The sequence below is a fragment of the Herbaspirillum hiltneri N3 genome (genome assembly GCF_001267925.1).
Taxonomy (GTDB): Bacteria; Pseudomonadota; Gammaproteobacteria; order Burkholderiales; family Burkholderiaceae_D; genus Herbaspirillum; species Herbaspirillum hiltneri.
In genome coordinates, this window is sequence record NZ_CP011409.1 from 3367664 (window position 1) to 3381514 (window position 13851).

Below are 13851 nucleotides of genomic sequence, written 5' to 3' on the forward strand. Positions count from 1 at the left end.
GTTGCTGACTCACTCGCTGGCCTCGCTCATCGACCAGGCCCTGTTGAGCGGCCTGAACTTTGCGCTCGGCCTGGTATTGATCCGCCTGGCCACCAAGGAATCCTACGGCGTTTACTCGCAGCTGTATGTCGCGGGCATTTTTGCCTCCACCGTGATCGAAGCGCTGATCACCGGCCCCCTGACCACCATCGCCCCCGGCAAAACACCGGAACAACGCGCTCGCCTGTCGACGCTGTTGCTGCGCTTCCAGTGGCAGCTCAGCATCGGCCTGGCCTTGCTGTTCGGCGTCGGCAGCGCCATCGTCGCCAAGGTCGCCAAGGTCGACGCCCACCCTATCCTGCTCGGCATCGCCTTCGCCATCTACCTGTTCGCCAACGCACAGCGCGAATATCATCGCAGCATCAGCTTCATCGAAGCGCGGCCGCGACGTGTGCTGCATACCGACGTCGCCTATGCGCTGGCGGTAGCGGTGGGCGTCGGCGTGCTGCTGCTGGCCGGCTACTTCACAGTGCCGGCCATCCTGCTGGTGATGGGCCTGGCAAATATCGCCGGCATGTGGCGCAGCACCGATCACGGCTATGCGCGCGCGCAACACGATCCGGCCGCTTTCCGCGCCGCCGTTGCCGAAGTCATGCAGCGCGGCCGCTGGGCGTTGCCCGGTGCGCTGGTGGCCTGGGCCACCAACTACAGCTATCTCTATCTCGCCGCCGCTGTCCTGGGCGTCGCCGCCTCGGCCGACCTCAACGCCTCGCGCCTGCTGCTAATGCCGATTTCGCTCTCGGTGCTGGCCTGGTCGCGGGTAGCGCGGCCGATGGTCAGCCGCCTGTTCGCGGCCCGCGACTGGAAGCACCTCGACCGCCTGGCCTGGGCATCGGTGGCCGGCATCGAAGCACTCACCGTACTGTACGTGATCGTCCTGTGGCTGGCGCTGCCGTGGCTGCAGGCGCATGTACTGGGCGCCAAATATCACGGGCTGGAACCGATGGTGCTGGCCTGGGGCGGCTACTTCGCCATCAACGCCGCGCGCTGGATCGGCTCCTCCTGGCTGACCAGCAACGACCAATACAAGCTGCTGCTGCTGAGCGGCGTGGCTTGCCTGGTGATCATGCTGATCTCGGCGGCCGTCTTCATTCCGCTGTACGGCACCTGGGGCGCGATCCTGTCGCTGATCATCGTGGAAGCCTTCGACCTGCTGCTGATCTGGGTCGTGTTTCTGCCCATGCTGCGGCGTAAGAGCAAGAGCGCACATCCATGACGGCGCCCATCGACATCAGCATCTGCATCTGCACGTTCCGCCGCCCTGCGCTGCTGGACCAGTTGCTCATGGCGCTGACCGAGCAGGCCTGCGACGGCCTGCGCGTGGAAGTCGTGGTGGTCGACAACGATCCGGCCGGCTCGGCGGCGGCGGTCCTGCGCGACTGGCAAGGCCGCCTGCCCATGCCGCTGCATGCACGCCACGAAACCACGCCCAATATCGCCCAGGCCCGCAACGCCGCGGTCCATACGGCGCAAGGTGAATGGGTGCTGTTCATTGACGATGACGAAGCGCCCGACGCCGACTGGATCCGCCATCTGGTGCGCGCCCAGCGTCAATACAACGCCGACGCCGTGTTTGCGCCGGTGCTGCCGCGCTACCTGCCCGATACGCCGGACTGGATCCGCACCGGCGATTTCTTCAACCGTCGCCGCTTCGCCACCGGCACCGCTATCACCACCAAGGATGCGCGCACCGGCAACGTACTCATTCGACGCAGCAAGCTGATGGCGGTATCTGCTCCCGTTGGGGGCCCCTTCGACACGGCCTTCGGCCGCACCGGTGCGGAAGACACCATGCTGTTTCGCGACATGCTGGCCCACGGTGCCCGCTTCATCTGGTGCGACGAAGCCACCGTCAGCGAAGAAGTGCCGGCCCAGCGCGCCAACCTCAACTGGCTGCTGCGCCGCTCTTATCGGCTCGGGCAGACCTATGTACTGTCGGAGATCGCCCGTCTCGGCGGCCTGCCGCGCTTCTTGCGTGCGGCCCAGCTCGGCGTGCGTGCGCTCATCCAATTGCTGATCGCCGCAGGGGTGACACTGCTGGCCCTCCCTTTTTCACGCATTGCGGCCATCCGCTGGCTGCGCACGACGCTGGCGCAATGCGGCAAGTTAAGCGCCCTCGCGGGCCATCGCTATCATGAATACGGCAACTGAATCCTCCACCTCATCGCCGCCATCGCCGCTGCCCCGTCCGGGATCGGCGTTCGGCAACATCGACCCGTTCGTGGTGCGGCTGCTGATCGTCATGAGCATGACGTTCTCCCTGCTGCCACCCGGCTTCAACTGGGGCAACACCGATCCGCAGGGCAGCTATGCCGAGGGCTCGCTGATCTTCCAGATGGAATTCGGCTCGGTGTTCCTGATCGGCGCCTGGCTGGCCTGGCGCAATCGCGGCTGGAGCCTGCGCCATGTGCTGCATCTGAATCCGATGCTCATCGCCATCATCCTGTATTGCCTGCTCACCATCGTGTGGTCGCCCTACCCGGTGGTCACGCTCAAGCGCAGCATCCAGCTGATCGGCCTGACGCTGGTCGGCATCGCGATTTCGCCGCCGATTGGCGGCAAGCATCAGCTGATCCGCACCATGCTGGGCACGCTGATGGCGCTCATGGCGGCGTCCTTCGTGGTGTCGCTGGTGCTGCCGCGCATCGGAGTGGACTATGAACTGGGCGGCGCCTGGCGCGGCATCCTGACGCAAAAAAATACACTCGGCGCCATCTCCGGCCTGTGCGTGGTGCTGTGGATCAAGGAAAGCCTGGGCACCACATTCCCGCGTTCGATCTGCTACTTCGGCATCCTGTTCAGCCTGTTCATGCTGGTGATGGCCAAGAGCAGTACCGCGATCCTGGTGGCGACGCTGGGCACGGGCATTTACCTGCTGGTGCGCCGGCGCTATCTCACCGGAGAATTCGACGGCCGCCGCCTGACGCTGACGCTGATCGTAGTGGCGCTGGTATGCCTGCACATGTTCTACGTCGCGCAAGGCCGCCTGCCTGAATGGAATGAATTGTTCGCCCCTTTCGGCGCCCTGTTCAACAAGAGCACCGACCTCACCGGCCGCACCGACATCTGGCGCCTGGTGCTGCTGGAAGTGCAGCGGCATCCGGTCTTTGGCATCGGCTACGGCGCCTTCTGGCTGGGCGAAGGCAGTCCGTCGCAGATGATCATCAACGCCTTGCACTGGATCCCGCTGCAGGCCCACAACGGCTATCTCGACATCCTCAACGAGCTCGGCATCGTCGGCCTGGCGATCATGGCCAGCGTCTTCATTTTCCACATCGTCAATCTGGTGAAGATGACCCGCATCGATCGCGAAGAAGCGGCCATCCACTGGGCCATGCTGATCCTGATTCTGATCAGCAATCTGTCGGAAAGCGAAGTCTTCCGCGGCGTGCTGTTTCAGAATATTTTCTTCATCTATTCCTCGACGGCGATCTCGGCGCGCCTCACCGTGCATCGCATGGAACAGGCCGAAACTGCCCGGCTGGCGCAGGTCAATACGGGAGCAGCGCCATGAACGCATTAACGCCGCTGCACACCATCGCGCTGGCGGCAGCGCTTGCCGCTTCGATGCTGCCGGTACAGGCGCAAACCCCGCCTGCGGCATTCACTACTGGCGACAACGGCATTCCTTATTTCACCTTCGCCGTCGACGAAGACAAGCTGGGCGGCGCCCCTGATCGCTCGGCCATGAACCAGCCGCTCGATGCCGGCTCGCGCATCTTCGTACGCAACGGTCATTTCTACCGCGTCGGCGCCGACAATCGTCCCAACACCGCCGACGACACGCGCGTGCGGCTGTACGGCATCAACCTCAGCTTCGCCACCAATTTCCCTTCCGACGCCGATGCACTACGGCTGGCCCAGCGCCTGCGCAAACTCGGCATCAACGCGGTGCGCCTGCATCACATGGACAGCAGCCCGGGCGTGCAGGACAACCCGCCGCGCAGCCTGCTCACGCCCGGCCCGTATCCGACCTTCAACCAGACTGCCGTAACGCGCCTGCGCAACTTCATTGCGGCGCTGAAGCAGCAAGGCATCTACGTCAACCTGAATCTGCACGTCGGCTATCGTTTCCGCCCTGCCGTTGACCAGCTCCCGCCGCTCGACGGCAAGGCGGAAGCCACGCCGCTGGGTGCGCCGCTGCACGTGTATTACCCGCGCATGGTGGCCTTGCAGGAAGAGTACGCGCGCCAGCTGATCCGCGGCCTCGGCCTGCGCGGCAATCCGGCGCTGGCGATGGTCGAGATCAACAACGAATCCTCGCTGCTGGCCGCCTGGCAGCGCCGCGAATGGAGCGAGGCCGTACCCAAGGCCTATGAGGCCGAGCTGCGCAAGCAGTGGCAGGAATGGCTGGTCCGGCGCTACGGCTCCACCGCCAAGGCCTGCGCGACGTGGAACACCTGCGTCTCCAGCAACTCGGTCATCCAGTTGCTGACGCCGACCGACGCTTCGCAGATCGGCCAATGGCGCGACCGCCTCGACGGCAAGCTCAAATCGCTCGCTGAAAAAGTGCTCGGCCCAAGCGATCCCGGCACACCCAACACATCCGGCGAAGCGCTGCGCATCCGCGACTTCCTGATGTTCCTGGCCGATACCGACCGCGCCTATTTCAACCGCATCCGCCAGGTCGTGCAAGCCGAAACCGATGCGCTGGTGCCGGTGACCGGCACCCAGATGGGTTATGGCGGCGTGCTCAATTTCGACTCGCAGGCGCAGATGGATTACATCGACGAGCACTTTTACATCGACCATCCCGATTTCCCCGGCCCGGCCTGGGACCGCAACGACTGGCGCATCCGCAACAGCGCCGCCAGCGACGGCGAACTCGGCCGCCTGCTGGCGCTGTCGCTGCGCCGGGACATACGCAAGCCCTTCGTGGTCAGCGAATACAACCAGCCTTTTCCGAACAGGCAAAGCAGCGAAATCCAGCCGCTGATGGCCGCATTCGCGGCGGCGCAGGACTGGGATGGATTGTTCTTCTTCGACTACATGGACGGCGACAACTGGGCCGACACGCCGTCGGCCTTCACACTCGCAGGCGACTGGGGCAAGTACGCCGCCACAGGCCAGAGCGCCATGCTGTACCGCAACGGCCTGGTGGCGACGCTGCCGACCCTGACAGCGATTCCGTTCGGCGCCGATGCGCGTCGCGCCGTGGCGGCGGTGCGTGAACCGGGCGCTTTCGAATCGCATCTGTCGGTACGCTACGGCGTCAGGCCGGAACTGGCCACGCAGGCGCGCCTGGGCATGGATCTCAGCGGCGCCGCCAAACTGGCGACGCAAACGCCGCCTGCGATGCCGCTGCGCGCGCCCAACGGCGAATTCGAGTTCGACGCCCAGCAGCGCGCCATCCAGTTGCGCACCCCGCAGGCGCGCGGCTTCTTCGGCTTCCTGATGAAGCGCCGCGTCGGCGACGACAATGCCTCGGTGGAATTGCTTGGCAAGAACCGCGGCTTTACCGGCGTGTTGCTGACGGCGCTCGACAACCGTCCGCTGGCGTCGTCGCGGCAGATTCTGATTTCCGCCTCCAGCGCCGTCACCGGCACCCAGCCGGGATCGATGCCGTCGCGGCCGAAAGAATTGGTGCATTACAAGAACGATCCCAAATGGTGGACGCTGGAACGCGACTCCGGCATGAACGACAAACCCTCGGGCCCGCGCGACGTCGAAGGCCCGGTCTGGATGGAGCGCAACGAAGCGCGCATCACCCTGCGCACGCAGGCGCGCCGCATCGCGGTCTATCCGCTGGATGGCAGCGGCAAGCGATTGGCCGCGCTGGACGCCGGCCGCGCGGCGGTGAGCAATGGCGTGGCGACGATTCATATCCAGGCCGATATCGCCCAGGCCAGCCCGTGGTACGAGGTGGTGGCCGATGAGTGACGCCATGCTTCCGCCCATTTTCGCCATGCGCCGGCTGGCCTGCGCTACTGCCGGCGCGCTCGGCATGCTGCTGGCCGCTCCGGCTGCTCACGCCACCGCCGAATACGCATTGCAGAGCGGCCTGAGCTGGTATCGCATCGACAATCCGTTCATGTTTCCGAGCAACAGCGACAACAAACTCAAGACCTCGGATTCGGCCTGGTCGACCGACTTGCGCGGCGCGCTGTTCCTACCTTTGCCGAGCGAACGCACCAACCTGCAACTGACGGCGTCGCTGTCCAAGATGCATTTCGGCAGCGGCTTCGGCAATTACAATGAGCAGGTCAATACCGGCGGCCCCTACAGTCTGAACAAAGATAAAAAGCAGTTCGAGGGCATCTATAACTGGGAATACAGCGACCTGTTCCGCGGCCGCATTCGCCATCGAACCGACGATCGTTTGTACAACTACTTCGGCGGCGAGATTGCACGCCGCAGCGCCCCCACTGATCCGCCGCCGCGCGGGATTTCCAATGTGGAGCCGGAGTTTCCGCATCTGCGCGAGGACAACGTCGAAGTCGCCTACCGCGTCACCAACCGTTTCGACGTACCGCTGACCTGGACCCAGCAAACCCTGAGCTACATGATTCCGGGCCGGGTCGAGATGTACAACATGAACAGCAATGCGGTCCAGGCCGCGATCCGCTACACCGCCGGCACCAAGTCGACCTTCTCGGGCGGCATGCGGCGCAACAAGGTGAATTTCCCCAATCGCACCGCCCTCGATGTCGCGCAGTTCGACTCGGGCTATACCGATACGGAACTATTTACCGACACCGCCTGGCGTTTTTCCGAGAACACGGTATTCATCGGCCATCTCGGCACCATTGCACGCCACTTCAACACTGTGGCCAACCGCGACAGCCGGCTGGTGTCGGCCGAGCTCGGGATCGACTGGCACTACTCCGCCAAGACCACCTTCTACGGCCGCATCTGGGACCGGCCCCAGGCCAATGACGAGGCCGACAGCCGTCTCTACGTCGTGACCAAGGGCATACAGGGCCGCGTGGTCTGGCAGGCCACGCCGAAGACACGCGTGTCGCTGCTGAGCTCGCTGGAATCGCAGAAATCCGCCGGCTTCACCACCAGCCAGATCAGCACCCCGACCAGCGGCAACGACGAGCTGCTGCGCCTGGGTTTCCGCTACGACTACGACATCACGCGCCGGCTGGCCTTCCGTGTCGACGCCATGCGTGAGCAGACCACGTCGAAATCGGGCGGCAATATCGACTACCGGCGCAGCACGGTGCAGGTCAGCCTGAACTACACCTTCGACAACATCACCGGGCCGTTCATGTACGAGAACCAGCAGGGCTACAACCGCGCTCGCCAACAAATCGAGGATCTGCGATGACCGCCGGCGCGCTTGCCAGTGCACGACCTTCGTTCGACTACATTCCGGGACTCGACGGCCTGCGCGCCTGCGCGGTGCTACTGGTGCTGGTGGCGCACATGGGTTTCAGCACCAGTATTCCGGGCGGCTTCGGCGTCACGGTATTCTTCTTCATCAGCGGCACGCTGATCACGCGCCTGCTGCTGGCCGAGCACGCCCAGAACGGTAGTATCGCGGTCGGACGTTTCTATGTACGCCGGCTGTTCCGCCTGTATCCGGCGTTGCTGGTCGCGGTGGCTTTGGGCGCGCTGGTGTTCACCCTCGCCGGTGGGATCATGAGCTGGGGCAAGGTCTTCGCGTCGCTGTTCTATTACGCCAACTACTACGGCATCTTTGTGCATTTCGGCCAGGGACGCGACGGCTTCGATCCGTTCAGCATCCTGTGGTCGCTGGCGGTGGAAGAACAGTATTACCTGGTCTTCCCCTTCGTCTGCGTGGCGTTGCTGGCCGGCGCCGCGAGCCTGCGACGGTTTGCCTGGGTGCTGGCGGCCAGCGTGGCGCTGGTGTTGATATGGCGCGTGATCGTGCATCACAGCGGCGGCAGCAGCGATTACATCTACATGGCCACGGACACGCGCATCGACTCCATCCTGTATGGCGCCTGGCTGGCATTGATCCTCGCCAACGACACGCAAAAACACTGGCGGCGCTTTTCGTCCAGCCACGTGGTCCAGGCAGTTTGTCTGCTGTTGCTGCTGGTGTGCTTCACGCTGCGCCATCCGGGCTTTCGCGACACGCTGCGCTACTCGCTGCAAGGACTGGCGCTGATGCCGCTGGTGACCGCGATCTGTTTCACCGACAAGCTGGCGCCGCTGACGCGCCTGCTGGAAAGCAAACCGGCGCGGCGCGTGGGCAACTGGTCGTATTCGCTCTACCTCTACCATCCAATCGCCATCGTGATCGCCGAGATCTGCTGGGGCCCGGGCAGCCTCGGCCCCCAACGCATCGGCTGGCAAACCTTCCCTTGGTTCGCCGCGACCGCAGTGCTGCTATCATTTGCACTGGCCGTTGCGTCCTATAACTTTGTCGAAAAGCCCTTCCTGCGCTGGCGTCGCCGTTTCGGCGCGCATGTGGTCGCGAACTAGGGCAAAGATTCCGGAAAAATCCCATGCCCGATTCCGCTTCCAAACTCGCCCTGCGCATCAGTCGACGACTGGCGCAGCATGCGTTCAAGGAAATACTGCCGCTGCGCGCCGATGTCGGCGTGGTCAGCTTCACCTTCGACGACGTACCCGCATCAGCGTGCGTGGCCGGCGCCCAGGCGCTTGAGCGGCACGGTGCGCGCGGCACCTTTTACGTCGCCGGCGGCCTCACCGATGCGCTCGAGGAAGGCAAACCCTGCCACTCGCGCGAACAGCTCCGCACCTTGCTGGCTGCCGGCCACGAACTCGGCTGCCACAGCTACTCGCACATCCGCTGCGACACGCTGACCGCTGCGGAACTGGAGCAGGAACTGGACCGCAATGCCGCCTTCCTGGCAGAACTGGGCGTTGATCCGCTCACCCTGAATTTCGCCTATCCGTTCGGCGCCTATGCCTACAACGCCAAACGCATCTGCAGCAAGCGCTTCCGCTCCAGCCGCATTACCGGTGGCGGTACGCATGAAGACTACGCCGACCTGAATGCGCTGAAAACGCATCGCCTCTACGACGTGCACGTCGACGCCGAGAATTACGACACGCTGCTGCAGCGTACGGTGCGCCGCAAGGGTTGGCTGATTGTGAATACGCATGATGTGGAAGATCCGCCGAGCCGCTACGGCTTCACGCCCGAGCGGCTCGAACAGGCGGTCGCGGCGGCGCTGGCAGCCGGCTGCAAGGTGTTGCCGGTGAATGCTGCTATCGACTATCTGCTGCAGTACGCTGCCCCCGCAGACGCCTGACCAGCTTGCGCAAGGTCTCGTTGGCGCGCGCCCGTTCGCGCAGGCGGCGGTAGGTCCGGTCCAGCGTTACCGCCAGCTTGCCGCGCAGACTGTGGCCTTGCTGGCCGGCATACAGCGGCAGGATGTGGTCGGCCCATTGCTGTTTGTAGGCTTCGTCGCCGACCGTGAGATCGAACAGCGCCAGGCCCTGGGCGATGCAATCGCGCACCACCGCGTCGAGCAAAACGCGTCCCACCGAATAACGCCCCCACTCGCCGTCTTCATACCCCGGCATCAGCCAGTAGAAGCGCTTGCCGTAGCGGATCCCCCAATGCGTGGCGACCAGATGTTCATTGACGTACAGCGCCGACACCACCACCGCGCCGCCGCCCAGTCCCTGCGCGGCGAGATCCTGATAGAAGGCCAGATAGCCCTCCTCCGCGAACAAGTCGCGACTGCCGGTCTCATGCCAGCGCCGCGCCTTTTGGCGCGCCATGGCCTCCACCACTTGCGCGCGCTGCGGCGGCGACGCATCGATCAGCAATTGCACCGTACCGAGCTCGCCCAGCCGCCGCAATTGCCGGCGCGTATCGGCGAACACCTTGGCGCTGCGCTGTTTCTGGAATTCCTCGAAACCGGCCGTGAGCGTCGCCACGTGGGCTTGTTCGGTGTGCTGCATGCCCGCCAGCGCCGCCACAGGATTGGCCACGCCTTCGACGTGCTGCGGCATGCGGCGCGCGCGAAACACGTCGACGCCGCCGAGCAGCCGCATGATCACCGGCCACAACATGGAAAAAGCCGAGAGATCGGCATCGGCGCGCAGCAGCGGTGCGTTGTAGTCGGTCACTTCGCCGCCCAAAAAGCCCGCAACGCGCAGGCCGTATTGGCGCCGCCGCCCCAGCGGCAGCAGCATCAGGGTGCGATCATCGGCATCGGTCAGTTCGACCAGCAGGACTTCCCAGCCCTGCCGCTTGCCCAGCGTTCTATGCCAGGTCGCGAGCCAGTCATAGGCCTGGAAGCCGTAACACGCACACGTATCCTGCGCGGCGCGCCAGCGTTGTTCGGCCTGTTCGAAGGACGTATGGATGCGGATGGCGACGCCGTCGGCAAAACGCCCGGCAATGTCCGGGGCCAGCTCGCTAAGCAAGTGTCGGGATAAGGCTTTCATTCAGCTTGCGCGACGCCGCTCTAGTAGGCGTTGCGGTCTTTGAAGACCACCAGCACCGTGCGCAAAATGATTTTGAAGTCGAGCCCGAGCGACCAGTTGCGGATGTAGTACAGGTCGTATTCAATGCGGCGCTGCATCTTGTCGAGCGTGTCGGTCTCGCCGCGCAGGCCGTTGACCTGGGCCCAGCCGGTGATGCCGGGCTTGACCTTGTGGCGCAGCATGTAACCCTTGACCTGCTTGCGATACAGCTCGTTATGCTGGACCGCATGCGGGCGCGGTCCGACGATGCTCATCGAGCCTTCCAGGACATTGAAGAATTGCGGCAGTTCATCGAGCGAGGTCTTGCGCAGGAAACGTCCGAACGGCGTCACGCGCGCATCGCCGACCGTCGCCTGTTTGATTTCGCCGGTTCGTGGCAAGGGATCGTTGCGCATGGAACGGAATTTCGACACCACAATCTTCTGCCCGCCGACGCCGTAGCGCATCTGGCGGAACACCACCGGCCCCGGCGACGACAGCTTGACCCCGATGGCGATGGCCAGCAGGGCCGGGCTCAGCAGCAGCAGGATCAGGAACGACATGATGACGTCGACGAAGCGCTTGAGCAGGCGCGTGATGCCGATGAATGGCGTCTCATAGGCCACCAGCACCGGCGTGCCTGCCATCTCGGCGTATTGCATATGACCCAGCCCGAACAGTTTGGAATCCGGCACGAAATACACCGACGCCACCGAATCATGCAGTGCATCCACCACCGGTGCGATGTCGCTGGTGCGCGCATGCACCAGGCCGACGAACACGACGTCCACCGGATTGCGCTCGATCCATTCGATCGCTTCCATCAGGCTGCCCAGGCGAGGCAGCTCGGATCCGACACGCTGCGTACCTTGGCGATTGTCGAAGAATCCCATCGGCGTGATGCCCAGCATTTTTGAGGTCTGGAACGACTCCGCCAGGCGCTGCGCATCCTCGCTGAAGCCGACAAAGATCGCCGTACGGCGTTCGCCCTTGGCGGTGTACATGCGCAAGGCCCACCAGCGGCAACCCAGCGAGGTCAGCGTCAGCGTGAATGGCGTAACGACCAGCCACAGCGTCATCACCACCCGCGAAAACTCGGTGCCGGTCTTGGTCAGGTACAACGCCAGCACCACCACGAAGAAGGTGCCGATCCACAGCCTCACGATGGTGCCGAAGCGATGCACCATGAGCGCGGCATTGTCGACGGCATAGCGGCGCAAGTCGCTGAAGACGATGAAACCGGTCACGCCGGCGACGACGGCGACGAAATTGAAGGTGGCGAAGTCCGCCCATTGATAAATCGCGACGCAGATTTCCAGCGTCAGGATGATCGTCAACGCATAGGCTGCGCCGATGGCCAACCCGAGCAAGGTAGTGTGGTGGTTGCGCTTGTCGGAATAAAAGCTCAATGGCCGCTCCCTGTCTTCTGGTTGTCATTGATTGTACGCTGCTGCTTTTGCTGCCCCCACTCGCGCTGCAGCAGTCCGGCGAACTTCGAGCCCTGCACGATGTAGCGGCGCCACAGGCGGCGCGGCTCCGAGGCCAGGCGCCAGAACCACTCCATGCCGATTTTCTGCATCCAGAGCGGCGCGCGCGACTTGAAGCCGAGCGCAAACTCCATCGCCGCGCCGACGCACATGACGACGCCGGCCTGCATGTCGTCCTTGTGGGCGAATGCCCAACGCTCCTGCTTGGGCATGCCGAGGCACACGAACACGATGCCGGGCCGCATCGCGTTCACGCGCCGCAGCGCTTCAAGTCCTTCGGTGCCGGTGGGGTCGAATTGCATGGACGGGCAATACAACTCCACTTGCAAACCCGGATACACGCGTTCGAACGCGTCGGTCAGCATGGCTTCCTGACCCGGCATGCCGCCGATCACGAAGACGGGCAATTGCTGCGTTGCCGCCGTGCGCGCAAGCTGTACGAACAGATCGGAGCCGGTCACCCGTTCGGGCAACGGCGTCGCGCTGTGGCGGCTGGCCCAGACCAAGGGCATGCCGTCGGCAAAAATGTAATCGGCTTGCACATACAGCCGGCGAAACTGCGCATCGGCGTCGAGCCGCACCACATGATCGACGTTGGGCGTCACCACGATCGCCGGCGGTCCCTCGCGGCGGCCGGCCAGTTGCATCAATTGTGCAGCGGCGCCGGTGAAACTCGCAGCGCAGATATCGAGTCCGAACAGAGAAGACGTCGGAAATGCGGTTTGTTTTGTCATGCGTTCCGGCGAGGTGAAGAAGCGATTCGAATTCAGGAACCCAAGGTGTCAGCAGTCACACGCCACTCAAAATAGTTAACTATATAACATCATTACTTTGATATCATTCTAGCAATATTACGAGATGAATACTCGCTATTTGACATCAATTTACTCATTAATTCTTGATTTGGGTGTCTGTATCAGACAGCATACGCAAGCATAAGCAAGACTGAGCCCGGCTACAAATTTATTTACACGAGACAAGATATGCACAAGGAAGACCTTATGCAGGACGCTCAGCAACAGGCCAAAAAGCAGGCTCAAAAACAGCCCCTGGAGCCGGTGGAAGCGCCTCCAGCGACTGATCCGCGCGTCGTGCCGCTGGTCATCATCTCGCCGGTGCGCGACGAGTCGCAATACCTGCGCCTGACGATGGACTCGATGGTGGCGCAGACGTTCCGGCCGCTGGAATGGATCCTGGTGGATGACGGCTCGGCCGACGCCACCCCGGACATCGTGCGCGAATACGCCGAAAAATATCCCTTCATCCGCCTCGTGCCGCGCCAGAACCGCGGCTTCCGCAAGCTGGGCGGCGGCGTCATCGCCGCCTTCAATTTCGGCGTCGAGCACATCCGGCACAAGGATTACCAGTACATCGCCAAGCTCGATGGAGACATGTCCTTCGGCCCGCACTACCTGGAACACATGTTCCAGAAGCTCGATGAGGATCCCAAGCTGGCGGCCGTGTCCGGCAAGGTGTATCGCCACGAGGACGGCCAGTTCATCGAAGAAAGCCATATTGACGAGCAGGTGGCCGGCCAGTTCAAGCTGTACAAGCGCACCGCGTTCGAAGACATCGGCGGCTTCGTCCAGCATCTGTCGTGGGATGGCATCGACGTCCATACGGCGTGGATGAAGGGCTGGAAGACGTTCTGCTACTACGATCCCAAGGCCTGGCTGTGGCACCACCGCATCATGGGTTCGTCCGATAAGCACATCTACGAAGGCCGTCTGCGCTGGGGCCGGGGCAATTGGTACATGGGCTACCATCCGCTGTACGCGATCGCCACCGGCATCAACCGCATGCGCGAAAAGCCGGTGATCATCGGCGGCTTGCTGATGATCTTCAGCTATTTCTGGTCCGGCCTGCGCCGCCTGCCGCGCTATGAAAATCTCGAATTCCGGCGCTATCTGCGCCAATGGCAGATGGCGCGCCTGAAGCACCACTTCTTCGGCAAGAAATGAGCATC

11 protein-coding genes are annotated in these 13851 nt (G+C 63.4%); 8 read left to right on the forward strand and 3 right to left on the reverse strand.

Features of this window, described 5'->3' with window-relative positions; translation table 11 throughout:
- Position 1: 1 nt before the first annotated feature.
- Genes F506_RS15380 through F506_RS15410 form a run of 7 tightly spaced genes read left to right on the forward strand, consistent with a single transcriptional unit; the run spans position 2 to position 9233 of the window.
- Positions 2–1255 (forward strand): lipopolysaccharide biosynthesis protein, encoded by a 1254-nt coding sequence (locus tag F506_RS15380; protein ID WP_235471168.1) that lies wholly within the window; start codon positions 2–4, stop codon positions 1253–1255.
- Positions 1252–2190 (forward strand): glycosyltransferase, encoded by a 939-nt coding sequence (locus tag F506_RS15385; RefSeq protein ID WP_053198838.1) that lies wholly within the window; start codon positions 1252–1254, stop codon positions 2188–2190. The genes F506_RS15380 and F506_RS15385 overlap by 4 nt, the downstream gene beginning before the upstream one ends.
- The gene (locus F506_RS15390) at positions 2174–3553 is read left to right on the forward strand and encodes an O-antigen ligase family protein (RefSeq protein ID WP_053198839.1); all 1380 of its coding nucleotides are present in this window, start codon (positions 2174–2176) and stop codon (positions 3551–3553) included. The genes F506_RS15385 and F506_RS15390 overlap by 17 nt, the downstream gene beginning before the upstream one ends.
- A complete protein-coding gene (locus tag F506_RS15395; RefSeq protein WP_053198841.1) occupies positions 3550–5919 on the forward strand; it encodes a hypothetical protein in 2370 nt (789 codons plus the stop codon). The genes F506_RS15390 and F506_RS15395 overlap by 4 nt, the downstream gene beginning before the upstream one ends.
- Before the next feature lie 4 nt (positions 5920–5923).
- Complete coding sequence (locus F506_RS15400; protein WP_235471169.1) at positions 5924–7312, forward strand: hypothetical protein; 1389 nt, start codon at positions 5924–5926, stop codon at positions 7310–7312.
- Positions 7309–8436: an acyltransferase family protein gene (locus tag F506_RS15405; RefSeq protein WP_053198843.1), complete on the forward strand. Its 1128-nt coding sequence runs from the start codon at positions 7309–7311 to the stop codon at positions 8434–8436. The genes F506_RS15400 and F506_RS15405 overlap by 4 nt, the downstream gene beginning before the upstream one ends.
- A gap of 23 nt (positions 8437–8459) precedes the next feature.
- Entirely contained in the window at positions 8460–9233 is a 774-nt protein-coding gene (locus F506_RS15410) for a polysaccharide deacetylase family protein (protein WP_053198844.1), read from the forward strand.
- On the opposite strand, the gene F506_RS15415 is transcribed toward F506_RS15410, so the two are convergent.
- Genes F506_RS15415 through F506_RS15425 form a run of 3 tightly spaced genes read right to left on the reverse strand, consistent with a single transcriptional unit; the run spans position 9190 to position 12619 of the window.
- Positions 9190–10380: a GNAT family N-acetyltransferase gene (locus F506_RS15415; RefSeq protein WP_053198846.1), complete on the reverse strand. Its 1191-nt coding sequence runs from the start codon at positions 10378–10380 to the stop codon at positions 9190–9192. The genes F506_RS15410 and F506_RS15415 overlap by 44 nt on opposite strands.
- A gap of 20 nt (positions 10381–10400) precedes the next feature.
- Positions 10401–11807, reverse strand: a complete 1407-nt coding sequence (locus tag F506_RS15420) for an undecaprenyl-phosphate glucose phosphotransferase (RefSeq protein ID WP_053198847.1) — start codon at positions 11805–11807, stop codon at positions 10401–10403.
- On the reverse strand, positions 11804–12619 hold the full coding sequence (locus F506_RS15425) for a WecB/TagA/CpsF family glycosyltransferase (protein WP_053198849.1): 816 nt from the start codon (positions 12617–12619) through the stop codon (positions 11804–11806). Before F506_RS15425 ends, F506_RS15420 begins: the two co-directional genes overlap by 4 nt.
- 267 nt (positions 12620–12886) lie before the next feature.
- Here F506_RS15425 and F506_RS15430 point away from each other — a divergent pair, with 267 nt between their 5' ends.
- The gene (locus F506_RS15430) at positions 12887–13846 is read left to right on the forward strand and encodes a glycosyltransferase (RefSeq protein WP_053198851.1); all 960 of its coding nucleotides are present in this window, start codon (positions 12887–12889) and stop codon (positions 13844–13846) included.
- Positions 13847–13851 lie beyond the last annotated feature (5 nt).